General features: G+C 31.9%; 27 protein-coding genes. 22 read left to right on the forward strand and 5 right to left on the reverse strand.

All coding sequences use genetic code 11. The annotated features are described in order from the left end of the window. The first annotated feature begins 3 nt into the window (after positions 1-3). Positions 4-462, forward strand: a complete 459-nt coding sequence (locus H602_RS0103520) for a hypothetical protein (protein ID WP_026976773.1) — start codon at positions 4-6, stop codon at positions 460-462. A gap of 36 nt (positions 463-498) precedes the next feature. Continuing rightward, entirely contained in the window at positions 499-1,092 is a 594-nt protein-coding gene (locus tag H602_RS0103525) for a hypothetical protein (RefSeq protein WP_026976774.1), read from the forward strand. A 508-nt stretch (positions 1,093-1,600) separates the two neighbouring features. On the opposite strand, the gene H602_RS0103535 is transcribed toward H602_RS0103525, so the two are convergent. The 4 genes from H602_RS0103535 to H602_RS0103550 form a co-directional block, all read right to left on the reverse strand. Then, positions 1,601-1,915 carry a hypothetical protein gene (locus H602_RS0103535; RefSeq protein ID WP_026976775.1) on the reverse strand — a complete coding sequence of 105 codons (315 nt, stop codon included), beginning with the start codon at positions 1,913-1,915 and terminating at the stop codon, positions 1,601-1,603. Between the two features lie 183 nt (positions 1,916-2,098). Further along, positions 2,099-2,569, reverse strand: coding sequence for a hypothetical protein (locus H602_RS0103540; RefSeq protein WP_026976776.1), 471 nt, complete (start codon positions 2,567-2,569; stop codon positions 2,099-2,101). A gap of 64 nt (positions 2,570-2,633) precedes the next feature. Further along, positions 2,634-3,590, reverse strand: coding sequence for a hypothetical protein (locus H602_RS0103545; RefSeq protein WP_026976777.1), 957 nt, complete (start codon positions 3,588-3,590; stop codon positions 2,634-2,636). 212 nt (positions 3,591-3,802) lie between these two features. Next, a complete protein-coding gene (locus tag H602_RS0103550; RefSeq protein ID WP_026976778.1) occupies positions 3,803-4,387 on the reverse strand; it encodes a hypothetical protein in 585 nt (194 codons plus the stop codon). 818 nt (positions 4,388-5,205) lie between these two features. Between H602_RS0103550 and H602_RS0103555 the strand changes: the two genes are divergently transcribed. From H602_RS0103555 to H602_RS0103655, 20 genes are all read left to right on the forward strand, one after another. Further along, positions 5,206-6,099: a hypothetical protein gene (locus tag H602_RS0103555; RefSeq protein WP_026976779.1), complete on the forward strand. Its 894-nt coding sequence runs from the start codon at positions 5,206-5,208 to the stop codon at positions 6,097-6,099. An 83-nt stretch (positions 6,100-6,182) separates the two neighbouring features. After that, complete coding sequence (locus H602_RS0103560) at positions 6,183-6,608, forward strand: hypothetical protein (RefSeq protein WP_026976780.1); 426 nt, start codon at positions 6,183-6,185, stop codon at positions 6,606-6,608. 222 nt (positions 6,609-6,830) lie between these two features. Then, positions 6,831-8,129 (forward strand): outer membrane protein assembly factor BamB family protein, encoded by a 1,299-nt coding sequence (locus tag H602_RS0103565; protein WP_026976781.1) that lies wholly within the window; start codon positions 6,831-6,833, stop codon positions 8,127-8,129. A 3-nt stretch (positions 8,130-8,132) separates the two neighbouring features. Then, positions 8,133-8,795 (forward strand): hypothetical protein, encoded by a 663-nt coding sequence (locus H602_RS19245; RefSeq protein WP_051224136.1) that lies wholly within the window; start codon positions 8,133-8,135, stop codon positions 8,793-8,795. After that, on the forward strand, positions 8,796-10,079 hold the full coding sequence (locus H602_RS0103575) for a hypothetical protein (protein WP_157504854.1): 1,284 nt from the start codon (positions 8,796-8,798) through the stop codon (positions 10,077-10,079). A gap of 68 nt (positions 10,080-10,147) precedes the next feature. Continuing rightward, the gene (locus tag H602_RS0103580; RefSeq protein ID WP_026976783.1) at positions 10,148-11,974 is read left to right on the forward strand and encodes a DKNYY domain-containing protein; all 1,827 of its coding nucleotides are present in this window, start codon (positions 10,148-10,150) and stop codon (positions 11,972-11,974) included. Between the two features lie 216 nt (positions 11,975-12,190). After that, complete coding sequence (locus H602_RS0103585; RefSeq protein ID WP_157504857.1) at positions 12,191-12,685, forward strand: hypothetical protein; 495 nt, start codon at positions 12,191-12,193, stop codon at positions 12,683-12,685. A gap of 11 nt (positions 12,686-12,696) precedes the next feature. Further along, positions 12,697-13,698 carry a hypothetical protein gene (locus tag H602_RS0103590; protein WP_026976785.1) on the forward strand — a complete coding sequence of 334 codons (1,002 nt, stop codon included), beginning with the start codon at positions 12,697-12,699 and terminating at the stop codon, positions 13,696-13,698. Next, positions 13,695-14,897 carry a hypothetical protein gene (locus H602_RS0103595; RefSeq protein WP_026976786.1) on the forward strand — a complete coding sequence of 401 codons (1,203 nt, stop codon included), beginning with the start codon at positions 13,695-13,697 and terminating at the stop codon, positions 14,895-14,897. Before H602_RS0103590 ends, H602_RS0103595 begins: the two co-directional genes overlap by 4 nt. 198 nt (positions 14,898-15,095) lie before the next feature. Beyond that, positions 15,096-15,767, forward strand: coding sequence for a hypothetical protein (locus H602_RS0103605; protein WP_051224138.1), 672 nt, complete (start codon positions 15,096-15,098; stop codon positions 15,765-15,767). A gap of 24 nt (positions 15,768-15,791) precedes the next feature. Continuing rightward, complete coding sequence (locus H602_RS0103610; RefSeq protein WP_026976788.1) at positions 15,792-16,157, forward strand: hypothetical protein; 366 nt, start codon at positions 15,792-15,794, stop codon at positions 16,155-16,157. 147 nt (positions 16,158-16,304) lie between these two features. Then, positions 16,305-16,679 carry a hypothetical protein gene (locus tag H602_RS0103615; protein WP_026976789.1) on the forward strand — a complete coding sequence of 125 codons (375 nt, stop codon included), beginning with the start codon at positions 16,305-16,307 and terminating at the stop codon, positions 16,677-16,679. 86 nt (positions 16,680-16,765) lie between these two features. Beyond that, positions 16,766-17,524 carry a toxin-antitoxin system YwqK family antitoxin gene (locus H602_RS0103620; protein WP_211224021.1) on the forward strand — a complete coding sequence of 253 codons (759 nt, stop codon included), beginning with the start codon at positions 16,766-16,768 and terminating at the stop codon, positions 17,522-17,524. A 55-nt stretch (positions 17,525-17,579) separates the two neighbouring features. Further along, entirely contained in the window at positions 17,580-18,686 is a 1,107-nt protein-coding gene (locus H602_RS0103625) for a hypothetical protein (RefSeq protein ID WP_157504860.1), read from the forward strand. A gap of 56 nt (positions 18,687-18,742) precedes the next feature. Then, complete coding sequence (locus tag H602_RS0103630; RefSeq protein ID WP_169516017.1) at positions 18,743-19,789, forward strand: toxin-antitoxin system YwqK family antitoxin; 1,047 nt, start codon at positions 18,743-18,745, stop codon at positions 19,787-19,789. Next, positions 19,786-20,805: a hypothetical protein gene (locus tag H602_RS0103635; protein ID WP_026976793.1), complete on the forward strand. Its 1,020-nt coding sequence runs from the start codon at positions 19,786-19,788 to the stop codon at positions 20,803-20,805. The genes H602_RS0103630 and H602_RS0103635 overlap by 4 nt, the downstream gene beginning before the upstream one ends. Before the next feature lie 29 nt (positions 20,806-20,834). Further along, the gene (locus H602_RS0103640; protein ID WP_026976794.1) at positions 20,835-21,851 is read left to right on the forward strand and encodes a hypothetical protein; all 1,017 of its coding nucleotides are present in this window, start codon (positions 20,835-20,837) and stop codon (positions 21,849-21,851) included. Between the two features lie 28 nt (positions 21,852-21,879). Then, positions 21,880-23,001: a hypothetical protein gene (locus H602_RS19250; protein ID WP_051224141.1), complete on the forward strand. Its 1,122-nt coding sequence runs from the start codon at positions 21,880-21,882 to the stop codon at positions 22,999-23,001. Between the two features lie 73 nt (positions 23,002-23,074). After that, entirely contained in the window at positions 23,075-23,767 is a 693-nt protein-coding gene (locus tag H602_RS19255) for a hypothetical protein (RefSeq protein WP_051224143.1), read from the forward strand. Positions 23,768-24,035: 268 nt separating this feature from the next. Continuing rightward, the gene (locus H602_RS0103655; RefSeq protein ID WP_026976795.1) at positions 24,036-24,437 is read left to right on the forward strand and encodes a hypothetical protein; all 402 of its coding nucleotides are present in this window, start codon (positions 24,036-24,038) and stop codon (positions 24,435-24,437) included. Between the two features lie 55 nt (positions 24,438-24,492). Here H602_RS0103655 and H602_RS0103660 read toward each other — a convergent pair whose 3' ends face one another. Then, positions 24,493-25,302 (reverse strand): hypothetical protein, encoded by an 810-nt coding sequence (locus tag H602_RS0103660; RefSeq protein WP_157504866.1) that lies wholly within the window; start codon positions 25,300-25,302, stop codon positions 24,493-24,495. Positions 25,303-25,403 lie beyond the last annotated feature (101 nt).

Consider the following 25,403-nt stretch of genomic DNA (forward strand, 5'->3'; position numbering starts at 1 on the left):
CGTGTGCGAATTTCTTTAAAATTATTAGTACTCGGTCTGTTATTTTCCATTTCTATTTTATCATGTAAACAAACGGATAAAAAACAAGACAAAATAGAATTGGCGGATACTGCTACAAACGATTTGGACACTAAAACTGATACTGCATTAACGGAGGCAGTTCCCCTTTTTACTGCTGTTGCATTTAATAAAGCCAAAGGTATTCCGATAGACACTCGGCTTCGGAACATGATTAAGGAAACTATTGATAGTGTAGAGACGATTGACTTTACAGGCGATCAAGTTGACGATTATTTAGTTAGAACGGCGGGCGATAAAAATAGTGTTGGTTTTGAGTATTGGGTTTCATCCGATTATAAAATCATCAAAAAAGTTAAATATTATCTAGATTCTTTCCATTACCATTGGTTCATTAATTTAGATGATGACCAGCAAAAACAGAGGTATATCACGAAAAAATAAAATGATTAATAAGGTTTTAAATAAATGATGATGAATATGAAATGTAGCTGTCTTATTGTGGTATTTTCAATATTTTTGTTCTCCTGCCAAAATCCTACACAGAAAGAAACAAATAATAAAACTAAACAGCATAGTATCTCAAAAGAAATTGCAGTAGAAAAGTTATCTAATTTAAAAGAAACAGATGATGCAGTTTCATTGAGCGATATTTCTATTGATTCATTATCTCATCGCTTTGTTGAAAAATTGGAAAACGGAAAAGACTTGAGTTTGTTTTTTGCTAAAGAGTGGGTTTTCGTGTACCACGAAGATAACCGTTGCGACGGTTCAACAGACGGGGAAATCAACAATTTAAACCAATCGCACATAGATAAAACCATAAAGTTAACCGTTAAAAATGATGGAGAAGGTTGGGCTTGTGAGAAAACTTTACCTAAAACTTTCGAATTGAATTTCAACCTGAAAAAAATGGTTAAATCTTGGGATAGATTTCAAATCCCAAATTATGAGCAAACAGAAAAAAATGTAGTTTATGTTCTTGGGAAAGGCGAATCTGATTATTTAAAATTGTATTATGATGAAAATCACCTAATCTTTAAACTTCAATATGGAAGCGAAGACCCGGGATAAAGTCTAAAAGATACACGCTTATAAATCTTGTGTTCACTGCTACAAAAAACTTCCAAGTCAGAAATTAATCGTATAACTGTGCTGTAATTTCAATTAACAATTTATTTTATTTTTCCACTGCGTTCAACCTTTAATTTTAGAAACTTTATCAGCAGTAACATAAGGTTCTACAAGTTTTATGCAATCTCCCTTTAATTCAGAAATGCGGAAGGGAATCGAATTATTTGTAGGTTCTGTGAAAAATATTTTACCGTTTGGATCATTATAAAGTTTCAATTGTTACTGTGTGGGGTATAAGACTCTTTTTAAATAGAGCTCCCAAGTCTCAAAACGTACTATTTTAGGTTGCATTTAAAATTCGGGCAACCCGTACAACTATTATTCTCAAGTTGCTGTTCGGTAGTGTAATAGGAATTTTCAATATCTCTTTTTAAGAAATGAAATTCATAGGTTTTCTGATTGATCATAATTTTAACCGCATTTTTTGTAGAATCAATCACCCTAAATTTTAAGGTTGGACCAAAGTGAACCAAACCCATTTTGATATTTTTATTTCCTTCATCATCAGAATTACCTTCAAAAAAGTGTATGATTCTAAATCTATTGCAGTCACGATTTTAGTGCTTCCATTATTTTTAACTTTTAAGCTAATGGAGTCTATAGGTTTCGCATCAATTTCATTTTGATACAAATAAATCGTTGAAGAGGTGTTCGCATTTATCAACCTAATACCGACTTGCTGTTTTGCTATTTGTTCTGGTTTAGAGCAAATACTTAATAAAGATGTTACAGGGAGTAGGCAAATGATTTGTATAAGTTTCATATATAAAGTAAAATTGAAGAGAAGGAACTCTTATTAATTAGTGCCTGAAAATAAATATTTTCTACTTTAATCTTATTCATATTTAGTCCCTACATCGTCTAAATTAGAAAACATTTCTAAATCTAAATTATTAATAAATACCTTAGTTATAAAATGGTGATCTTTCCCTGTAAAACTTTCCGTTTACGTTTTACCATCTGATTTATAGTAAGTTCTTTTCACAGCATAACTTCCAGTGATCAGATTATAGGATTTGTCAATATGTTCCGTTGGCGAAACTTTATATCCCGAATCGTAACCAATCACTTTAATTTTTTTTGATGATAAATCATAACGTAATTTTATAAAACGCCCAAAAACAGCAGTTCCATTTTCGAAATAACCGAATTGTAGCACATTATTTATATACGTTAACGGAATTGAATAAATTTGATAATCGTTTGCTGATGGCAAATCTATCTCAACTTTTTTGTTTAAACTGCTGAGAAAAAGAAGTAATTTGTAATTTGACAACTCAGATTGATTCTTAACAATTACTACCTCATCTTTTTTTAAATCGTCATCAAAAATCAGCGAGATTTTCTTCATCTTTTTTCCACTGGCTGGGCTTTCTTCTAATTCTGCATAGCCTTTCGGTATTTTTACTTGCGCCATTACTATTGCTAGAAAAGGTAGGAATAGGAGGTAGAAGTCAATTTTTTAAACATTTTAATTACTTTTAAATCAATTTAATTCTAAGATATTGCTTTTTAGGTTTTTCGTCGCTGGTTTCTCCCCACATTGCTTGTGCATGTATCACTTGCATATACAAGTACCCATCAGTACTCCAGAAAATATCACTAACCTTTATAGCATCAGGAAACCAATTCATAAAGCTTGCCGCCATCACTAGTTTTATCTCCTGATTAGTAATGGCGTAAAGTTCTAAATCTGAAGTAGAATCGTACGGATTACCAAAAATACAGATGATGTTTTTTTTATCTGCTGATATATAGGGATATTCATCAAAAGTTTGCTTTCTTTTCCCATTTGTTTTATCGAAAAAGGTGAAATCTGAACTTTCGTAATACGAACCCTCAATTAAATATTGATTCAAAAATTCAACTTGACCTCTATATTTATATTCTTCTCTGGAGTCGCTATCACTTGGATTATCTACAATTTTTATAGATTTTTTGGCAGTGGGTAAAATGATTATGCCATTCTTTTTGATAAAAGTAGTAGTATCTGCTTTTAGAAAACTTACCGCATTATTTTTCATTCTTTCAAAAGTCGATTGATCAATCAACTCCAATTTGAGGTACTTTTTTAATGGTTTCCCTTTTTCAAAAGATTCTGAGTTTTCGTTATCATTTAAAGAAGTTATGATGTTTAGATCACCATCAGTAAGCTGTATTTCATCTAAAGCACCTGTGTCGTTTTTTGCTACGTAAACTCTTTCCCAACCAGAACTTTCTACTCTAGTTCCATCATCCCTTACATGATTTCTACCTATTCTTTCTCTAATAGCAAGCCAATTGCCCAATTCTTCTATTACGTCTAATTTTGAGCCGTATTCGCTATAATCTAAAATTTTTGATTGCTCATTACTTGCTTCTTTAAGGGCGGTTCCTTTCTTATTTGTAACAAAAACTTGTCCTATATTTTTGGTAGCATCATAGTCAAAACTACTCATTTTAGATTCTGGACTATTAGATTTTTCAGTTACTATTGGTGCGACAGCTGCACTATTACTAGTGCTATAGTCTTATTTTTCATTTTTACATCCAAATAATGCAAAAAGCAGCAATACTATAATATTTGTCTTTAAAAATGCTTGCATAAGTGGTGAATGGTAAATTAGTTTTAATAGAGGATAATTTTATGTTTGGTAAATTGGGTATTAAATTACTCTTTTAAATTCAGCATCAAATAATACTCTTCTACTTTTTTTCGCATATCTTCTCTGGTTTCGAATAAACCTTGCTTCACGGTTTCTCTATTTTCGTCAAACTCTTTGAGCATTGCACTATATTCCTCAGGAATTGCTGCTTTATGATACTTTTTATTTTTACTGATATAAAGATAGTCGTTGTCTTTATAATAGTTAAGTGCTAGTTCTAAAACCCTTTTATAATTGTCAATGTCCGCGCTCATATATAAAAATAAACCTTCTTCTAACTGCATTTTTTGGTCTCCAGAAAAGTTGTAAAAAGCACCTACATTATTTTTGTTCCAATCCGCTAACCTCAATTTTGCTACATTATACAAAAAGTCACTTTCATTGAAATTACCTTCTTTAAAATATGACATTGCTTGTAAAATGTATCCTTCAGGGTGTTTATGATCTAGTTTCTTGGTAATGGCTAGCAATTCCTTTGAATTTATTGTAGCAATAGTTCCATTAGCCAATAATGAGTCGGATTTAACCAATGCTTTTTTATATTGTCTTATGATGTCAAATTCATCTTGCGCATTACTTGATTCACTCATAAATAGAAATAAAATTAAAATGGATAGGTTAAATAGGTGTTTGATATACATGTTAGTGAAATTGATTTATTTTAAACATAATTAAAAAAGAAGGAATAATGTTTAAATTTTAGTACTACCAAATTAAGAATTTGCCTGCGGAAATCCTAACGTACTTAAAAATAAAGGCCATTCAGATACATGTTATTTCCTGTTCTACAAATCCATAAAACGAATATTTATACAGATGCTACAAATAAACCCTTAATGTACACGCATAACAATTTATAAGTTTGGAGTGTAAATTATTACCTATTTTAGGTCTACTTTTAAGTAATACTTGCAAAATAAATAACTGATATGAAACCAAAAGAAGAAATAATTACAGAATAAAAGTTAAAACGGGTCGAGGAAAATCAGTAGTAATTTGGCTAATGGGGATTTTCTTAGTTGTTATGATTGGCGTATTTTACTTTTATCAAAATTACGTTAGCCAACAGTTTGAAATATTTAATAGCATGAACGCTGACAATATTGCCACTAACAACGATCCAAACGGAAGGCCTTACATGGATGACTTTAAACATTGGAAAAATCAGTGCCACTGTTTAACCTAATTTATGAAAGGCCAACAGAGAAAAACAGTATAAGCTTTTTAGGTTTGGGTACAGAGAAAATAAAATTATATCCACCCCAAATCATTTGCCAGATTGTGATAACGCATTTGTGTTAATATGTATTCGAGCTTTTTTAAATGAGGAAAAGCAGTTTCTAGAAAGCGAAATTAATTATCAAATGCCTTCTAATTTTCGGAGAGATTAAAAAATAAAAAACCAATTATGAAAACTAAATTCACAATACTAATACTTGTAACAGTGCTTTTTACAAGCTGCGGTCCGAAACTATCGGGCAAAGATGAAGAATCTTTCAAAGCATCTAAAGCCAAAATGGAAGAAACATTAGATGAAGCCGATAAAGAAAAGCTAGAGATTGCTTTAAGAGTGGTAGTTATGAAAGCCATGAAAGAAAAATGGGACAAGCCAGATGATGTTAGGTTTAAGGGTAAATCATTTGACGCTATTTCTATGGTGATGGTGGACGGTAAAACTTTTTCGGGTTTGGTGAGCTATGCAGAAAATTTTTTGAAAGAAGATAGGGATAAAAATATCGCAGAGCACACCAAAGAAATTGATAGTTTAAAAAAAGATAACGAGAAAATTTCTTTACAAAACAAAGAATTAGATGGATTTAAATTAACGAAAATCAGTTTGGTTGAGGGCGAGTTCATGTCTGAGAAAGTACCTTATGTTGATTATACATTGATTAATAAAACCGGGCAAGAAATTTTGAGATATACCATCCAAATGGATGTGTTCGATGCCAAAACTGGTCAGCTAGTTGCGTCAGGTTCACGGGGAACTGGCGAAGAAATCGACGCTGATGACAACATTGAAGGAATAAAGCCAGATGAAGAATATTCGACTACCGAAGTTTTGAACGGAATTGACTCAACAAGTGAATTTTTGAAAAACGCAAAATATCCTATAACAAATCTCTCAAGCTATAATTTGAAGATAAAAGTTTTTTTAGCAATGATGATCACTAAAAAAGGAAAGTATATAAGGACTAAAACTAATAACAATCTCGAGCAACAAATTGCAGTACTAGAAACAACAATCAAAGAATTAAAAGAGAAAAAGGGAACATTAGACGAACTACAACTTACCGATTAAATTCACATAAAATTGCTTTGTCATATCTAATTTCAAAATCATTATTTTATAAATTAATTCATCAGTAGATTTAACCTTACTTTATGAAAAATTTCAATAAAATTGTTCTTACTTATATAATTTTCTTTGGATTTTCACAAGAAATACCTGCTCAAGTAAAACAACTAAACTTTAAAAAAAACGGAGTTTATCTTGGTGCGTATTCAGGTACTTGGTTTGGTACCGGCAAAAATGCTGTTTTAGGAGATGCCATTATGGGCGGTTTGTTGCTGGAGCTAAAAAGTGAAAAAAGCGGATTGGGATTCAATTTTGATTTTTTTGGAAATTTGGGCAAAACTGAACTATTATACAAAAAAAAAAGTGACGAGCAGATTATAGAAAAAAATGGTTATTCAGGTGTTCAAATATCTTTACAATACAGTCATGAAATTTATGCTAATAACAGACTTGCTATAGAAGGTATCTGCGGTTTTGGATTTGGGGATTTAAGTTTTAGCGTTCCAGATTAGGAAAATGGCGTGGGCGAGTCTAGCTTTTTTGTAGATCCAGGCGTAGAAAATTCGATATTTCGTTGGTTAAGAGATATTTAATCAGTTTAAGGCAAAATATAATTTAGCCAATTATAAATTAAAAAACCCTACTAGCACCGATATTGGAGGCAATTTTTTAACCACAAAACTTATTTTAGGCCGACGCTAAAATTTCTTCTAAATACATTATATAAAAATCCAATGAAAAAATATTTCAGCTTATACATTGCACTCATTTTGAGTTTTTTTTCCTGTAAAAATTCTGGCGACACAATAGAAAATACTAAGGTGAACCACAATACATTATTGGTAGCAACAGAAGGAAAAGTCTTAAATTTTGATATCGATGAACATAAAATAGCTTGGGAATACACGAGTATAATTGACGCTGCCGGTAACAGAAATTATTTTGTGGTAGATGCCGAGAATCTATTCATGCCTTTTGAGAGTGGCGACTTCATCAACTTCGATGTTAATACGGGTAAAATAATCTGGAAAAAGCAAGTTTCAGAAAGCGATAGTGAAATAAAAGAGGGTAGTAACGATGAAAATGCCGAAGCGGAGCGATTAAAGGAATTAATGCCATTATTGATGACCAAGCCAATGATTGATGGTCAGCAGGTAGTAATTGCAAGAACAGTGCAACCTACCCAAGGTGTGGGTTACCTATTTAATTTTGATAGAGCCAATGGAAAAGAAAAATGGCGTAGCGACTTACCAACGGTTTTTAATTTTTTTGCACCAATAAAATACAGGAATAATTACTTTGTAAACTCTGCCGTTTATTTAGAAATGTTTACACCAGAACCAGGCACATCAACCAGTTATGGTATGTTTGAAGGTGCGGAAGTATCGGGAGAAGCTCCGACGTATAATCAAACCAACCAATTTGAAAAACCGATTTACACCCAAATGCAAGCCAATGATGAAAGTATTTTTATCGGCGATGAAAGCGGGAAATTTTACTGTTTGAAACTTGATAAAAATGCAAGTTTGCCGGATATAGATATGATGGATCCCAACAGTACTTTTATCAAAAATCCTAAAGTTTTTAAATGGACTTTTAGTGATGCGCAGTTTGATTTTCAAGAAAACGGAATTACTTTTTTAGATGATAATACGCTTTTTGTGGAGATGAAAACAGGCTTATCCGATCAATCTTGCATTTTTGCATTGGATGCCGATAACGGAAAAGTGAAATGGAAAAAGGTGGTTAAAGGAAGCATCAATATTTGGAATTTGAAAGACGGTAAAATTATGGGTAGTACCGAAAATAGTATTTTTTGGTTAAATACAGACGGCGAGAATTATACCGAAATGCCAACAAAAAATAAAGTTTTATCCAATATAGATTTGGTGGATAAAACGCATTTAATTTACGTAAACGAAAGAGGGATTGAAACGTTGGACATCAAAACCAAAAAAACAACCGTGACTTTTGCGAAGGCGTTTAGAGTAAATTCTCATAATAATTTGCAGATCAAATATATTGGTAAATAAATCATGAAAAAAGCAATACTAATCTTAACAATGCTGGTTTCACTTTTTGCTTGTAACGAGACAAAGAAGCAAGAAGCGGTTGCCGATAAACAAGATAGCACAGCAGTAAAGATGGCTCCGCTAGAAATTACAGAAATCGAACCTGATACTTCAGAAACGGTTTTAGAAAGCGATAGTTATGAAAGTGGAATAACTAATACTAACGAAGAACCGGAAGAAGATATTACGGCTAAAGACAGCATCAATTTCGATAAATATTCGGTTGATGTTCAAGAAGTAAACAAGAAAGCACCGCTCGATTTTAGCAGTTATCCAGATGCTAAATTTTTCAAAACCCGCATAACGGAAGCTTATAATGAAGACACAAGCGTAGTTTTTGGCGGACATTATGTTGGGACTATTTTTGGATGTGGCGCAAGTTGTATTATGGGATTTATAATGGATGTGAGAGACGGTAAAATTTATGATTTGCCTTTAGGCGAGCAAAATATGTGCTTTTGGGATATAGACAAAGCGATTAGTAATCCGGATAGCCGGTTATTTATCTCGGCCATTTGCAAAGAAAATGAAGACAGCAAAGTAGCCAATTATATCGCTTACGTGTGGAATGAGGAGCAAAAAGTTTTTGAAAGTATAGCCGAAAAAGAATTTCTAATCAAGAAATAAATGGAAAGTACTTTTACTTTTAAAGGTCAATTACTTACAGCAAAATACCTCTCAAGCTTTATATTGGTTTCAGTAATTGTTTTTGGAGTTTTATGTTCGCTCTATTATTTTAAAGGGTACGATTTAGTTTTCCATCTTTTTTCAGGTAGTATCAGCAGAGAAGTGTCAATTATGTTCTTTGTAGTATTCTCTGCAATTATAAGTATGTATATCGCATACCGCTTTACTATTTCATATTTTAAAAATACCGTTAAGTTATCGCTAAATGATGAAGATTTAGAAGTAAGTTATAATAACGAGAAGGTCATCATTAAAATTAAAAATATCACTCATTTATTTTTTTATAAAAAATTGCAAGCTTGGTCTAAAATTACTGTTCAAACCGATCAACAAAACATAAATATAAATCTTGGCAATGTATTTTTAGGGATTTACAATCCAGAGGTGGATGACTTTTTTGCGTTAATAAAATCTACTTTAGTTCAAAAATACAATCTAAATTATGAGGCTGGTCACTCATATAAGGGCAAGCAAATGTTAAAATTTACCAACGGCCAACAAAATAAACATACCCTTAAGTTTCTAAAAGTAGTATTCGGTAGCTTGATCGTTGCCATAATTATGATATTTATCATTAGCAATTTTTACACTGATAATAAAGGTTTCAACAATAATTACAACTCCTCAAATTATCAAAATATTTATACAACAGATGGCAAAAACCAGTATGTAAATGGTATAAAGTTCCCCTTAAAAGTCGATCATATATTTTGGGGCACAAGAACAGTCAATTTAAATCATCTTCAAGTTTTACAAAAACCATCAGATAATAGACGTCACATTTTATTTTCAGATAAAAAGACAATCTACTATTACGATGAACAGCGCAAAAGTTTTGTAAGTGCAGGAAACATAGCTGATTTAATACCATATGGTGAGGGTGTTTTTACCGATAATAAACTTATTTATTACACAGAAACAAAACCACTAAAAACACGGGCAAATGGGATTTATGGTTACCAGACCATCCTTTATAAAACAAATCTTCAAAAAAGTGGAATGATTATTTTACATCAATTAAGAGATGCAACGGTTTATCAAAATGAAAATGAGTACTACATTTCGATAAATGACGACCCTATTTCTCTTTACAAGATTGATAATTTCTCACTCTTTAAAAAGAATGTGATTGACAATAACTTAACACCTATCAATGAATACAAAGGCTTTGTAACTATTAAAGACCCAAGCTTAGTTTTAAAAATTAGCACCAGAAAAAAATAAATTTTTAATATTTTATAATAACAATTTTGGTTGTTAATGGTATTTCAAATTGAATAATTATAAAAAAAATGACAATTACTTTCAAAGGTCAATTACTTACTAAAAACTACGTTTTCATATATGTATTGATATCGGTTGTCACTTTCTCATTGGTTTTTGCTTTATACTATTTTAAGGTTTACGAATGGTTATTTCAACTTTTCGGATTTGCCTTGACTAGTCCATTTTCTTTGATGATCATAGTGATTCCGCCAATTTTGTTAAGCCTATATATTTCCTCGTCATTGGCATCGCTATTTTTTCCAAAACAAGTTCAGATTTCATTAAGTGACGAGGATTTTAAAATAGAATTCGGTACCACCAAAGTCAACATTCCGTTACAAGAAATTAACGAGATTATATTTTTCAAAAGAAGCGAACGTTGGGACCGTATCACGATAAAGACCGATAAAATTACCCACATTAATATTGGAATTATTTTTAGCGGAATTACAATTCCTGAAATTGACCAAATCTTAGCTCGACTCAAGAATGTTTTAACCAAAAACCAGCAGTATTATTATACAGCAAATACGGCTGTGGCAAACAACCATTCCTTTACCATCTCTAAACTCGAACCTGGCAAAGAACGTAGGAAGTTGATTTTGAAACTTTCTTTAGGTCTTGCCAGCGTTTTTGCCGTTATTATTATTGCAATATCCATTGTTATTTATTCTAAAAGTGGGGATGGAGTTTCATTACATAATGAACAAGATATTGGTTCCAGCGTATTTACAAGGTATCAGGGTAAAGTTTATGCGTTAAAAGTTGGAGACGGTTATTTTGAATTAAAAGGAGCAGATTTCCATACTTTTAAACCATTTGTTTTTGGCCAAGAATACGGAACCAACATCGGGAAAGATAAAAATAGCGTATTTGCTAATGGCCAAAAGATAGCAAGCATTGATATCAATACCGCTGAATATTTAGGTTTGTGTTACATCAAGGATGCTAAAAATGTTTTTTATAAAACTTTGAAAATTCCTAGTGCCGATGCTGCCACATTTAAATCATTAACGCATAGCGCAGGTTTTAATACTTTAGCTTTTAGATTTGGTACGGATAAAAACCATGTTTACTATCGAGATTCGGTTGTTAAATATGCCAACCCGAATACGATAAGTTCAGTTGACGATACTTTTGATTATGTAAAAGATCAGAAAAATGCTTTCTACCGAACTCAATTATTGCCCAACGTAAACGTGAAAAATTTTCATGCTGTTAAAACCAATTTTCAAATTTTTTATGCCTCAGATGGTAAAAAGCATTTTATAAATGGAATGCAATTTCCAGCCACTGCAAACAATAAATTATTTGGAACTACCGCTGTCGATTTAAATCATCTTGTCAGTTTACAAATACCAACTGCAAATGCTCGACATCTTTTATTCTCTGATAACAAAGCCATTTATTATTACGACGATGAGAAAAAGGAGTTTATTTGTGGTGCCAATTTACAGGGATTAAAACCTTTTTATGATGCTATTTTTAGCGATGGTCAATTTGTTTATTATACAAAAACAGGGAATTTAGCGTCAAGTAAATATGGGTCTATCGGTTCACAAACCAATATTTATAAAACCAAAATCAAACGCAATCAATTGGTAGTTTTTGCTCGTTTAGAAGGATTTGTGGTTTACAAAAATGATGATGAATATTATATTACTATCAACGGCGAGAATGCTTCGCTACGTCGTATTAAATTTTTCGCATCCTTTAATGATGAAATTCTTAAAGCAGGAAGATCAAGCGTATCAAAACGCGATGCTAAATATTTTGAGGAAGTACCCAACGCTGAATTGGTCTTAGAAATTAAAACTAAAAAGAGAAACACATTTGAAGATGAAAACGATTAAACCGCAATACAAATCACTATGAAAAACCTTTTAAATATAATGTTGCTTATCATTTTATGCTTATTTGGCTGAAATGGAACAACGGAAAAGAAATCGACTGCACAACCAAAAAATACGGAGATTGTCAAGAACGATTCCATCGGTATTGAAAGCAATAATAGCGTAGAAGAAGACTCCCAAAGTAATGATTCAAGATACGTAAAAGTCATTAATTGGATGGATGATTTCAGGAATTTCCGCATGGCGATTTATAACAATGATGTAGTAAAGTTGGAAACCTATTTCAATTTTCCTTTTGATGATAAAGGAAAGAGTATTCTAGTTTTATGCAATCTTACTGATAACGATTGGGCAGAAAGAAAAAAGCAATTCGACAATCCAGATTTATTTTATAAGTCAGATTTAGCAAAATATTATAAAAATATTTTTCCTGAAATTTTCACGACTTTACTACTTAAAATAAAATCAGATCAATTATTTAGTAAACAACATTTGCAAACCAAAACAATAGAAGATATTAATGGCGCATACCAACTATTTGCAGATTATAGCGAAGTAGAAAATACATTAACGTTAAACTTTGCCATACGCAATAATTTTAAAGATGAGAACGGTGATTATGTGAGCGAGGGCGAACACAATATCATTTATCTTTTTAAGATTGTTAATGATAAAAGGTTAATTTTAGTGCGAGTGGATTTGGCAGGATAAAAACTTTAAAAATGACTAGATTACAAATTAACTTAGGATGTTTGGGATTATTCGTACTTGTTTCGTTAGGGTTTCTTTTTGCAAAATTTTTAGTGCCGATTGTTCCTTTGGTAATTGCTATTTTGCTCGTTTTTACGAAATCGCAATTCAAGGCCACCATTTTTTCTAAGCAAAAGAAAGTATTTGAATTGACAGAAGGACCAGCAAGATTGGCAGGCAAAGCCATTATTAGCGAGGGAGAATTGATTTCGCCGTTTTTTAAAGCGAAATGTATTGGGTATCACTACATGGAAGAAGAATACATTCCCAACGATGATGGATACAGTACAAATATTCTCGTAGAACAATTCGCCTGTAAAAATTTTCGGTTGGAAACCGATTATGGGTCAATTGCTGTAAATGCAACCGAACTCATACTCAAAGAACTGGCAAAAAGAGTAAAAAATGAGCATTCTTTAAAACGGAATGTAAATGACCTTGCCTACATTGAATCCCTTTTAAAAAATAAGGATGAAGTTGTAATTGTCGGTACTGTTATAAAAAATGAAAAAGGCCAACTGGAAATTGCAAAAGTGGGAAAAGCCTTGTTTTTTGCCACCACAAAAGAGAAAGTGCAGGAAGTAAAAATGGGATTTCAACTATTGTCGAGACTTTTGCCTTGGCTCGTGATGATGTACTTTTCGGTAAATTATTTTCTGTTTTTTGCACCGTCTTTAAACATTCCAACCTATGAAGTATTTCCTTACGTGGCTATATTTGGCTTGCCTATCATATTTGTGGTATTGGCTTTTGCTACAAAAGATAAGGAAGGCTTTATTTGTAAAGTATTGCAGTTTATAGCTGGGGTTTGCTTTTTCACCTCGTTGTTAAATTTTCCATTGATAATTTTGTTCTACACCATTGAACTCGAATTTTATCGCATATTTTGCATCTTTTTAAGCATTGTAATTTTCACAACATTAGCGCTGGCTTTCAATTTTAATCATTTAACTGAATATAATAGTAACAAATGAAAAAATATAAATTAATACTTCTTTTTTACCCATTATTCTTAACGATGGCTTGCAAACAGCAGAACGATAAATCGTATTGGATAACAAAAGACGTGACCAAAAAGGACGGAAGACCTTTTCACGGAATTACGTCCAGCTATATGGATATGATTGCCGAAATGCGCATTCATCTCACTAAAAACGGCGACATTGTGACCATTGACTATCCTTATGAGAAAAATATGAAACTTTCAGAATTCAAGTCCTTGACTAATGTTCGGATCAAAGATTCAGGGGAGTTGCTGGATAGTATTACTGAAGTAAAAGTGGAAGGCGACCTTTTAAAGATAAATTTTATTTATGCGGGAACTTCAGACGATCAAAAGTCGTTTTCTGTAAATTTAATTCAGGTAAATCAAGATAAATATGATGCCGAAATTACTCGACTTAAAAAGGATAAGGAACAATTATTAGCTAAAGTAAAACCTGTTGATCTTTCTAATTTAGATTTGGCAGTATCAATACCATCGTACTTTAAGGAGGAAAATATAAGCAATGCTATAAATCCGGTTCAATTGGCGGATGAACTTGCTGATATGAATAAAGACGCAGGTCCGATAATTCAAATCACCACGGATTATAGTTTTGAAAGTGAAATTGCTGGACAGCCAAAAGAAAATTATTCTGTTTTTGCATTGGAAAATACTGAAAAAATCAAGCTCGCTGTAGCCAATGTCAGAAAGTTAGAATTTAATAGCATAGAATTAATCAGTGATAGTGCAGCTCAAAAATTAGCAATGATTCTGCTTACAAAAAATGCTAAAAAAGAGGACTTGCAATCTTTATACAAAGCAATTAGTGCCAATATGCCAAATGCTACAATTATAACGAATGGATTGCCTAAATATGGAAGCGAAAAAGACAAGATCGATTTGGACGATTTTATCACTATTTCTTTTATCAGCGAACAAAAAACTATTAAACTATCGATTGATATTTCTACAGATGACCACAAAAAATTTGCAGAAGAAAATGCCATACTCGCTTATGATGAGCAAAATCCTCAAGCGATGAAAAAAGTTTTCGAACATTATCTAAATTTGTTCAACCAAGCTAAAGTTAGGGTTTACATCGTTTCTAAATCGTTTGATGAGGTTATAAAGACCGATGATAAAATATTTAACAAACGCACCTCTTTAGCCGATTATCGTTGGAAGTAAATTTGATTTTAAAGTTTGCAAAACCGATTTTTGAAATTCTCGATTTTAAAGATTTTTCTTTAATTTTTACAACTACGAATAATCATTCGATTGCTACACATAAGTATAAACGAGTAACGAATACCAAAGTAAGTGATGACAGATGAGCAGATTTACTTATTTTTAAGATATGTTAACTAAACAGCTAAACTTATTATTATGAAAAATCTAATCTATATCTCCGCATTGCTTTCGTTAGTACTTTTTTCTTGCAACTCAAAATCGGATAAAAAACCGGCAAAGGAACCTATTGGCATTTATGTAGAACCGTATTATAATTCTGAACCTTTTAAAATAAATGTGGGTTCTTATAGTGAAGCCCTAAAAACGAACGATGAAAAAGAAATTTTAGAAGTGGCACAAACCATTAAAACTAACATTGACAAGGTTGATATAATGACGATGTACGTGCTTTCCACTAGATTGTATGATTTGAATAAAAAAGACGAAGCGGTTTATTGGTTTTACACAGCTTCATTTAGAAGAAATGTTCTTAAACAAACGGTACTAGATAATAGACATGGTACAGAAGCAGGCGAATTGACGCAAGCTTTAGATGCATTTAAAACAGTATTGGGCGAATTTGTAAATGGTTATGCACTTGGTCAAATTGATAAAAATATCGAAATAATTAACGCAGTTATTGCAGATAATAAAAATATGAAATCGTTATCTACAGTGTACCCAAGCCTTACATTTGATGAAACTAAATTGCCAGAAGCGATAAAAAATGCTATGGACGATAGAGAAAAATTTATAAAATATATGAGTGATAATCGTGCAGAAATTAAAGAGAAGAGAACAGAAAATGGTATCGATGGGAAATATTAAGCGTTGAATTGTAATCTAAAAAAAATGAATCAATCGAATCAAATTTATGATAATAAAAGGATCAATTTTGTTTACAAAGCCAAACTTTATTTTGAATTTCTGAACACAAAATTTGATTTTGATGAACCGATTTATACTTTTTCTAAACAATCAAACGGTGTTATAATTGCAGACAAATTCGAGTTCAATAATCCGAAAAAAAATCAAAAAATAGTAGTTTCAAATTCGTATCATCCTGTTGATTATGGATTTGAAATAAATTGGATTGACTTACGAGCTGAAACTGAAGAATTAATTTATAATGTCTTAAAAGAAAATCAAGATGTTGAACAAAATTATATTGAAAAAGCGTCAGAACATTTAGAGAAAATTATTCACGGGAAATTCTAAAATGGTTTAAAAAAAAACACAAATGCGTAGAAATCTCTTTATTTTTTTTGGGTTAGCATTTATTGTTGGATATTTTTCACCGATACTAATGGACAGATTTATTTTGCTAAAAGTGAAGTTTCGAATGAAATTAGCAAAGTTATCAAAATGGAAGAAGTAGATAATTTCAACTTTTCGGTTTCATTTACTTTTGCAGGAGATCCTAAAATCCATACAAAAAATATTAAAGTTTTTGACAATACCGTAGTTTCAAACCATTTTAAAAGGTTTCTTGCTTACGGCACACCTTCTTCGCCGGGAGGTGATGGCAATCCGAATCATTTTCCTGAAGATGAAGGTTGGTTTGATCAATGGCGGTATTACTTTTTCAAAATTAGATTAAAAAATAAGGAAGCAGAATTTAAAACCTATTTATATAACAATTCTCAAACGTATTTTGATGAATTATCCGAACCTAAAACCGACCAAGATACATTACTTTATTTTTCAGAAAATAGATTTTATCAGTTTTATGCAAAGTAAATAGTTTCATATTAAAATGTATCTTGTTAATTTATAAATATTTAGAAATGGATTTAAAATGTTCGACCAAAAAAATATAACAGATTATGAAAACAACTTATAAAATTTGCGCAATTCTAATGATGATTTTTTTATCTACCTCGTTTTACGCACAAATTCCAGAAGAAATAAAATGGGAACATTTAAAAAAAACCTACGCCAAAGATAGTACCGCTTTACAATTAACCTTAAACGGAAAAAGTCTAAATGGCAAGTATAAAATTCCATTGGATGAAAGTTCTTATGCATTGTACACTATAAAAAACGGATTGATTACAGGTGATGCTTTTTGGTACACCAATGGCGGACATCTGGAATGCAAGTTGGAATATAAACGGGGCGTTCGCAATGGTTTGAAAGAGAATTATGATACTGATAGAAAAGTTTGGTTACGTCAAGAATTTAAAGACGGAAAGCAGGATGGATTAAGTGAAATGTACAGCAATGGGCAACTCACCACTAAATCAGAATATAAAAAAGGAAAAAAAGAGGATAAACAAATAACCTACAGTGGTGGAAAAGTTCTTTCTGAAACGGAGTATAAAGATGGTTTGAGAGAAGGTAAAAGTAAAACATATGATTGGCAAGGAAATACAATTTCAGAGATTAATTACAAAAAAAACCAGCAAGATGGTTTAACTATTATGTATGCGATGAGTAAAAAGACTATGGAGTTTATGTTTTCAGATGGTAAAAAACACGGAATTGGACATATGTATAAACCCGATGGCTCGGTTGTTTTTACGCATTATTATTTGAATGGCGAAAAAGTTAGCAAAGAAGAATACGTTACCTATCAGAAATAAATAGGTGTTAATTTTAAATTTTCCTTTGAAAACTATTTTAAACAAAATGAAAAAAATGTTAGTATTTATAGTTGCTTCAGTCGTTATCCTTTTTATAGTGGGAAGCTGCACCACAATTAATCTATCGCCAAAGTTGCTGATTAATAAATCTACGTATAATAAATTTCCAGAATTAAGCGATGGATTGGAATGGGGAACATTTAAGATGAACAGAATTACAGAATCCACGGGTGTGAACTTGCGCTATTTTCCACAAAAGAACTTTTTTTTAGTCAGTAATTATAAAAGTTTAGAAGAGTTCAACCCAATAAAAATAGATAGTCTTGGTAATACGGTTTTCCAACTTAACCTGTATAAAAGGAACGATGCTGATTTTATAGATGCCATCAACTGCTTCGTTATAGTCGCAAATGAGATTTATGATTTCTCTGCGAATAAGCCAACTGCTGTTCCTTTTAATGAAGTTTTGAATAAAGAGAATACGCTGTCATCAGAAAAATGGGTGCAAATTTTTGATAAACAGTATAAAAAGGCCGACATTGTTTTATATGGTTGGGTAACCGATATACTATCTGCTAATTGCGTTTACTTTCAGACAGCAGGTGAATGGACCAAACTTTATGCTTTTTCAAATTCGGGTCCAAATTTTATTTATCCCGACGGCTCAAAAATTAAATGCAAAATAAATAAAAAGGAAATTCCTGAAAAAATTCACGAATTTCACTTTTTAAAAGATGTTGCACAACAGAGCTATTCTAACGAGCACCGCTACAATGATGAATATATTACGCCATATAATACAAGCTTAACCTTCTTCCCCGACGAAGCGCTAACCTTCAAAAAGACTGGAACTATTAAAATGCTTGCGTTTTCAAAAGAAATGTCCACCTCCGATGGTTATAACAATCCTGGAATTCCCACATTATTTTACGGCACAGGTTTTTATGAAATGAATTTTGACGGAGCTATTCTAAATTTCAAAAATAACGCGACCAAATCCATCGGATTAAGCGAAAAAGTGCAGACTGATATGTACGTATTTAGTCTGCCTGATAAATTTTTGGATAGGAGCACAGTCTCTTTTCTAACCTACGATTATAGTATAAATGTTCACGAAAACGGTAAAAAAGGCGTTTATGTCATTCGAAGAAAAGACAATTAAATATGATTCTTAAATTTTTAACAGGATTTAAAAATCTATAAATCATGAATATAATTATGAAAAACATTCTATTTTTTGTCCTATATTTTTGCTTGTCAATTCAATTATTTGCGCAACAAAAATATGTCAAGATTGATTTAGAAGACACGGAATATTTATACCCTGCTAAAAAAGCTTTCCTTAAGAAAACGGGTAAGCCATTGGAGGGAAATTATGAAATTAAATTTAATCGCTATAAAACGGAAAAAAGTTCCTTCATCGATGGCTTAAAAGAAGGAGAAAGTAAAATGTTTAGAAACAATAAATTAATAGAAACAGGCTTTTATAAAAAAGATTTAAGAGAAGGCGAATGGAAATCTTATTGGGAGGATGGCAGATTATGGAAAGTGACACCTTATAAAAACGGTTTGCGTGAAGGCTTGGAGAAAGTTTACAGTGGAAATAAGCTATCGGAAACAATTAATTACAAGCTTAATCATCAAAATGGTTTAACAACTAAATTTCGCCTTAATGGTGAATTAGAATCGAAAGAAACTTTTCTGAAAGACGAACTCATAGACACTTCGTATTATTATCGTTATGGCGAGTTGCTTGAAAGAAAATGTTTTAATGGCATAGATACCAGTTTTTGCATCAACTACAACAGAGCTACCGATGTAGAGGTTTTTGATACCATATTTTATAACAAAAAAAAGAAGCCCGTCTTACTTAAAGCCTACAAAAACGATAAGCTAAAATTAAAAATGGTGATTGACTATGATGCGACTGTGAAAGATGCTTACGATAGAAAAGTTATCAAGGTAGATATTTATGAAGATGAAAAATTGCATATCACCTACTATTTTGAAATGAAATATGGAGACACTTACAATGCCGATGAGCAAGTAAGAAGTTTGCTTCGTTATAAGTTGTACCACTACACAAAACCAGAGCGGAACGTACTAACGTTTACCTCTCCCGATAAAGATAATTATGACAAAACGACTTTCTATTTGAAATATCCAGATGCTAAACATTTAACGCGGGTAGAATATGAAAGTGAAGGAAGTGGCGACCAATTAGCAGGTTGGTATCATAGAGATTTAGATAATTATAACAAATGAAAAAAAGCACTAAAATAATTTTATGGATCATCGGCATTCTCGCGCTAATTATTTTACCCGATGCTAATCTATATTATCAGCGGTATAAAGTAAAAGGGGATAAATTGCCCGAGATTTATAAAAATTACAACACTTTAGATAGTTTAAAGGATGATACTTACGAAGTCTTATTCATTGAAGGCGGGCTTTATGATCCTGCGATTCAGCTAAATGACAGTACAATTTTACTTATTTACAGTTCCAGCCAGGAAAGCGAAGATGGAACTAGAGAAGAGGAGAACAGTTGGTATAAAATTAATTTGAAAGGTCAAATAACAGACAGTTTACATTATGCTTATAATGATAGAAAAGCAGACCATAACTACCAAACTTTTAATAATTATGTCGTTGATGTAAGAGGCAACACGTACAATAATTGGATCATAAATAAAGATAGTACCAGCAAACCTATCAGAAATTTAAATGAAGATAAAATATTTTCTGACGGCGAAGCGAAACAAATTCTAAGTAAATATGAGTATCTGTATAATGAAAACATTCCTGCAGACAGGAGCGGAAATGAACGAAAACAGAAAATATTGATTTTTAAAAATGGTATTTTCAATTATTTCTATGCTGATAAATACTTCATTGAATTAGAACCTTATAAAGAAGATGAAAGTCAACTACAATATGAACCTTCTACTTATGATATTGATAAAAATCCAACTCACATCCATAGAAAATATGTAAAAAAAGACGAGTGGGTTGGTCATACCTTTTGGGATAGCAGGACTTTAAGCCTCGGTTCTGGAAATGGTTCGGGTAGAATTGGTTGGTACGGTACTAGTTATTTTGATGTTAAAATGCCGAAGGGAATAGTCCACTTTAAAACCCCAGTAGAAATAGAATATCCAGAGGAAGGCGTAAGAGACCGATTTAACTATCATATTTATAAACCAAAAAATGGAGACTATTTATTGTTAAGCGATATCCAAAATAACAGGCATTTTATAATCAGACCTAAAGTAGTTTAGTCGTTAGCCAAAGTTTTAAGATTTCAAAAATGAAAAAAAACACTAAAATAATACTATGGGTAATCGGCATTGTCGCGATGATTATCCTATTGCCTGATGCTAACTTGTATTACCAACGTTTAAAATTAAATTTTGAAGTCTTACCTAACGTTTATAAGAACTACCCGACAATGGATAATATCAAAGATGATCAATATGAGGTTAAAGAATTTTTAAGCACTTACAATGAATCCGTATTGCAAATAAATGATTCTACGATTGTGATTATGGTGAACGATAGCCGAGAAACGGAGAACAGAAGCAGAGATCAAAAATATATTTGGTATAAAATCAATAGGCTAGGGCAAATAGAAGACAGTTTAAAATACGTTTATAACAATAGAAAAGAAAACCACAATTATAAAACCTTTCACAGATATATTGTGGACACAGAAAGAAACACCTATAACACTTGGCTAACCAATGGAGATACCACCAATAGAATGTTAAATAATTTAACGAAAAATCAAATATTTACGGCAAAAGAAGCATTAAAAATTACTGCTGAAAAAGAGTTGATGAATACGGAAAGAATCAGCTCTGATGGCGACAAAGAGCAAGCAAAATTTAAGTTGATTGTTTACAAAAATGAGGTTTGGAACTATTTTTATACCGATAAAGATTGGAGTGGCTCAGAAAATTACGCTTATAATAAGTTAGAAGTAAAGTATCAATTCTCCACGGCCCAAATAGATAAAAATCCGGGGATAATAAAACGAGTTTTTGTTAAAAAAGAGCAATGGATTGGCAGTTCATTCTGGCATTTAGATTTTGGCTGGGGCGGTGGTGCTAGGGGAGATAGATGGGTTGGAACAAGTTATTTCGATATCAAAATGCCCAAGAAAAAGCTTCATTTTCAGCAACCTGTACAAATAGCATCTTTCGATGAATCGTTAAGAGATCGATTTACTTACAACGTTTATAACCCAGCAAACGGCGATTATATATTGTTAAATGATAGGGAGAACGCAAGGTGCTATCTGATAAGACCTAAAGTAATAAAATAGTAGATTAGCAATACAGAAAAATAAAAAAATGAAAAAACAAACTAAAATCATCCTAGCGGTGTTAGCTGTCATCTTAATAGTAAGCAGCGTTTTAATTTACAAACTACATTGGTTTGGTGCCGGAATGAAACCTACAACTGTTGAAATTAATAGTTTGGATGTAAATAAACCAATAGATAGCCTTGATTATGAGTCGAACGATGAAGAATTACAGGCTGAAGATTCTCAAGCCATTTATGAACAAAAGCAGTTTCCACAAACAGGTAATTCGGTAGAGGATTTTATCATCGAACCCTATAAAATCGTGATGCAAGATGAAGGTTTGCTGAATGATGATGATTTGAAAGACGTAGTAGTTACGCTACAAAACAAAAACGACAGTACGGATGTACGTCCAACTTTAGTCCTTTTAAAACAGCAAACTGGCGGTTACCAATTGTACGGCGTTTCCTTGGGAACCGTTCCTCCCGCATACGAAGGCGATTACCAACAATACCTCAGCGAAAGTGTCGAAATAGATAGTACTAAATTAAAAGTGAGTTTAAATGGTTATGGTGGGCCAACTGGAAATCAATTTAATACTTACAAATTTATCGACAACAAATTGGTTCTTATTTCCGTTGGTTTATTCAATGCAGGTGCAGGCGGACAAAGTTATGTTGATGTAGATTACCTGAAAAATCGTGTGCGTTATGAAGACGTAAACACCATGGTGGATGAAATGCCAAGTATCATCACACATAAAAAAATTCCAAAACATAAACCTTATTTTTTTGAAACTGATGAAGGATTGGGTTTTAGGGGAGAGGAAGAAACTGTAGCAACGAGTTTTGACGGCAGCTACAAAGTGTCTGTTGAAACGGAACAAACTACGACGGGTATGGCAAGTATTAGCTACGATTTTAATATTAATGAGGGTAATGCTACTTTAACCACCAACACTTATCATGAACCAATTCGGTGTAATGGCGATTATAGACTGGTAGAGAAAGATAATCTTCTCCAACTTTTTTATAACGGAAATGAAGAAAATTGTAAATCGTCAGAACCGACATTTACTATTAAAAAGAAAGGAAAAAAAATCTTTATAAAAGGTCTTGGCGGAGAAGGAACTTACAATACTTGGATTAAATTAAAAAAAGTGGATTAAATATAATCGGTAACGGAATTTTGATTTTTGATGTCATTTTTCAAAATTGGTTGCATTATTAAATTAGAATAAAATGAAAATACATTTACATTTATTAGTACTGGTTTCGCTATTGTTTTTCTATGAAAATAAAAGCGAAAAATCTTTACAGATAATCAGCGAGACGACTAAAAACCAAACATTTTCCGAAACAAAAGTGAAAGGAAATTTGATAGCTGAAAAACGGATTGCTCACCAATCTAAAGCTAACTTTAATGTGGTTGTTTCAAACATTAAAGGCGATTTAAACAAAGATGGTGTGGCTGATTTAATAACGGTAAAGCAAGACACAGTTAACGAAAACAAACCTTATCGACTGCAGATTTTTTTAAGTCAAGCGGATAAAAAACTAAAATTATTCCTTTCGTCAGATACTGCCATTGTGGCTAAATATCCAAATGGAAACAATGGATTTTCATCAACAACGCTTTTTACAGGAATAGTAATTAAAATGGGTACTTTTATTATCAACCACGAATTAATTAGGGGAAGCTTTTCTCATCAATTCCGTTTTCAAAATAATAAATTCGAGTTGATAGGTTACCGTTCTGCTGGAGTTTCTCCTCCAGATATTGAGGAAATCGATTTCAATTTGTCCACCGGAAATAAAATAACCAAACGAATACCCATTGGTGGAGATAAGGTAAAAAGCATTGAAAAAAGCAAACAAATTATTCGGCCATTGCCAAATCTTAATTCTTTCGAACCTTATGAATATCAGTATTAATTTAATTCATATTTTGAGAAATATTTTTATAATATGTTGACATTATGCGGTTTGTGTCATAAAGATTAGAAAATAATTGTGGTATTTTCAAACATAAACACTCGGGTTGAATGGAGCAGTTTTTAAATAACAAAAATATAAGTTTATGCTGTGGAAAAAAGAAAAACACCACGCTATAATGAGGATACAATACTAATTTCAAATAGCAGATTGATAACAGTAAGTTCGATTATGATTGTTTTGGTGCATTTGGCGCAATAGTGGGAATTTGGACCTTATTAAATTATCAAATGCTGAAATTCCTGTTTTGATTATTGCAATCGGAGCAATTTTTGGAAGTGGCTATGCATTTTATTTTGCTTTAAAATGTTTATTTGTTACTCGTGTACAACTTCAATTTAAGGAAGATGGCATAAGCTACCGCGACGTTCGTAAATATGTTACGAGCCGAAATCTCACTGGGATAGGTTTAGGATTTTATATCAATACAAAATTCTACTTTCTTCCGTATTCTAACATTGAAAAAGTGAGCTTAAAAAAATATGCCTTTTTGTGTAATCTAATTAAAATCGATACAAAGATCAATGAGGTGATTTATCTGCCCATCTTATTAGACCGTTGTAAAGAAGTAGATGCGTTGGCGGATTTAATTGATAAAAAAAGACAATGAGAAATTTATTATAGTAATCCTCCATTTATCGTCTAGTAAATAAATTTCATCAGATTTACTTCGACTTTATAATCTTATAAATAATCATCGGTAGTATTACCATCAATATCATACACACGTAAGTTACCATTTCATTTCTGCCATTTTCCCCGAAAAAGTAGATTACCGCTGATAAAATTAATATAGGCGAGAAAATCAGGAATTTATGAAGGTAAAATTTATTTTCAGCTTCTAGATTCTCCTTAAAAGCACTTTCATTAGTTAACAAATCAGGAAAATGCTGCGTTACAAAAATATTGATTTCGGCTAAGTTCTCAACGTTTAGTTCCCTTGGTCGGATGATTTTTCCGCCAATGTTAACCGCTAGATTTTTCCCTCGGAAAGTAAACGAGTCGATATCTTTTGTTTGGTAGGTTTTTAAATAATCTTTCGGATTTAAAGCATAACCTTTATAATCATGATCTTCCGTTGCTAAACATTTTAAGTTCTTTTCATCGAAGAAAAACAGTTCAAAATCTGTATTTTCTTTTGTCGATTCATAAATCGGTTTTAGGCCAAAAGAAAATGATAACGATACAGTCGTGAGGAAAATCTCAACAAAGTGAAGCTCCAAGAAATAACAAAATCCAAATAGTGCTAAAAATGCAATGCAGATCACAGCAGTTATATTTAAAATATCGTTTTCCAATAAAAAGTACGCAGAACCAAGTATAGCAATGGAACACAATCCAACTTTCCAGTTTAAGAAAACCCCCATTATTCCCAAGCAACAAAAAAGTGCTATAAACAATGAGTACATCTTGCTATTGTCTTTTCCAAAGTTCTTTCTTTTAATGCTGATGAAATTATGTTTAGTTGATTGCATTTTTAAAATTTGTGACTGTTATGGATGGAAGTAGCTAGTAAAAATAGAATTTTCAGAGCATAAAATTTAAATTTAATATGATGCAATTTCCACTTAATTAA

The sequence above is a fragment of the Flavobacterium tegetincola DSM 22377 genome (genome assembly GCF_000425485.1).
Lineage (GTDB): Bacteria > Bacteroidota > Bacteroidia > Flavobacteriales > Flavobacteriaceae > Flavobacterium > Flavobacterium tegetincola.

Coding starts and splice junctions, on each gene's coding strand:
- H602_RS0103555 (WP_026976779.1), top strand. CDS start 5,206: ATGAAAACTAAATTCACAATACTAATACTTGTAACAGTGCTTTTTACA.
- H602_RS0103575 (WP_157504854.1), top strand. CDS start 8,796: ATGGAAAGTACTTTTACTTTTAAAGGTCAATTACTTACAGCAAAATAC.
- H602_RS0103580 (WP_026976783.1), top strand. CDS start 10,148: ATGACAATTACTTTCAAAGGTCAATTACTTACTAAAAACTACGTTTTC.
- H602_RS19245 (WP_051224136.1), top strand. CDS start 8,133: ATGAAAAAAGCAATACTAATCTTAACAATGCTGGTTTCACTTTTTGCT.
- H602_RS0103605 (WP_051224138.1), top strand. CDS start 15,096: ATGAAAAATCTAATCTATATCTCCGCATTGCTTTCGTTAGTACTTTTT.
- H602_RS0103550 (WP_026976778.1), bottom strand. CDS start 4,387: ATGAGTGAATCAAGTAATGCGCAAGATGAATTTGACATCATAAGACAA.
- H602_RS0103590 (WP_026976785.1), top strand. CDS start 12,697: ATGACTAGATTACAAATTAACTTAGGATGTTTGGGATTATTCGTACTT.
- H602_RS0103560 (WP_026976780.1), top strand. CDS start 6,183: ATGAAAAATTTCAATAAAATTGTTCTTACTTATATAATTTTCTTTGGA.
- H602_RS0103585 (WP_157504857.1), top strand. CDS start 12,191: ATGGATGATTTCAGGAATTTCCGCATGGCGATTTATAACAATGATGTA.
- H602_RS0103535 (WP_026976775.1), bottom strand. CDS start 1,915: ATGAAACTTATACAAATCATTTGCCTACTCCCTGTAACATCTTTATTA.
- H602_RS0103545 (WP_026976777.1), bottom strand. CDS start 3,590: ATGAGTAGTTTTGACTATGATGCTACCAAAAATATAGGACAAGTTTTT.
- H602_RS0103595 (WP_026976786.1), top strand. CDS start 13,695: ATGAAAAAATATAAATTAATACTTCTTTTTTACCCATTATTCTTAACG.
- H602_RS0103625 (WP_157504860.1), top strand. CDS start 17,580: ATGTTAGTATTTATAGTTGCTTCAGTCGTTATCCTTTTTATAGTGGGA.
- H602_RS0103635 (WP_026976793.1), top strand. CDS start 19,786: ATGAAAAAAAGCACTAAAATAATTTTATGGATCATCGGCATTCTCGCG.
- H602_RS0103620 (WP_211224021.1), top strand. CDS start 16,766: ATGAAAACAACTTATAAAATTTGCGCAATTCTAATGATGATTTTTTTA.
- H602_RS0103660 (WP_157504866.1), bottom strand. CDS start 25,302: ATGCAATCAACTAAACATAATTTCATCAGCATTAAAAGAAAGAACTTT.
- H602_RS0103630 (WP_169516017.1), top strand. CDS start 18,743: ATGAAAAACATTCTATTTTTTGTCCTATATTTTTGCTTGTCAATTCAA.
- H602_RS0103540 (WP_026976776.1), bottom strand. CDS start 2,569: ATGGCGCAAGTAAAAATACCGAAAGGCTATGCAGAATTAGAAGAAAGC.
- H602_RS0103610 (WP_026976788.1), top strand. CDS start 15,792: ATGAATCAATCGAATCAAATTTATGATAATAAAAGGATCAATTTTGTT.
- H602_RS19255 (WP_051224143.1), top strand. CDS start 23,075: ATGAAAATACATTTACATTTATTAGTACTGGTTTCGCTATTGTTTTTC.
- H602_RS19250 (WP_051224141.1), top strand. CDS start 21,880: ATGAAAAAACAAACTAAAATCATCCTAGCGGTGTTAGCTGTCATCTTA.
- H602_RS0103615 (WP_026976789.1), top strand. CDS start 16,305: ATGGAAGAAGTAGATAATTTCAACTTTTCGGTTTCATTTACTTTTGCA.
- H602_RS0103565 (WP_026976781.1), top strand. CDS start 6,831: ATGAAAAAATATTTCAGCTTATACATTGCACTCATTTTGAGTTTTTTT.
- H602_RS0103640 (WP_026976794.1), top strand. CDS start 20,835: ATGAAAAAAAACACTAAAATAATACTATGGGTAATCGGCATTGTCGCG.
- H602_RS0103525 (WP_026976774.1), top strand. CDS start 499: ATGAAATGTAGCTGTCTTATTGTGGTATTTTCAATATTTTTGTTCTCC.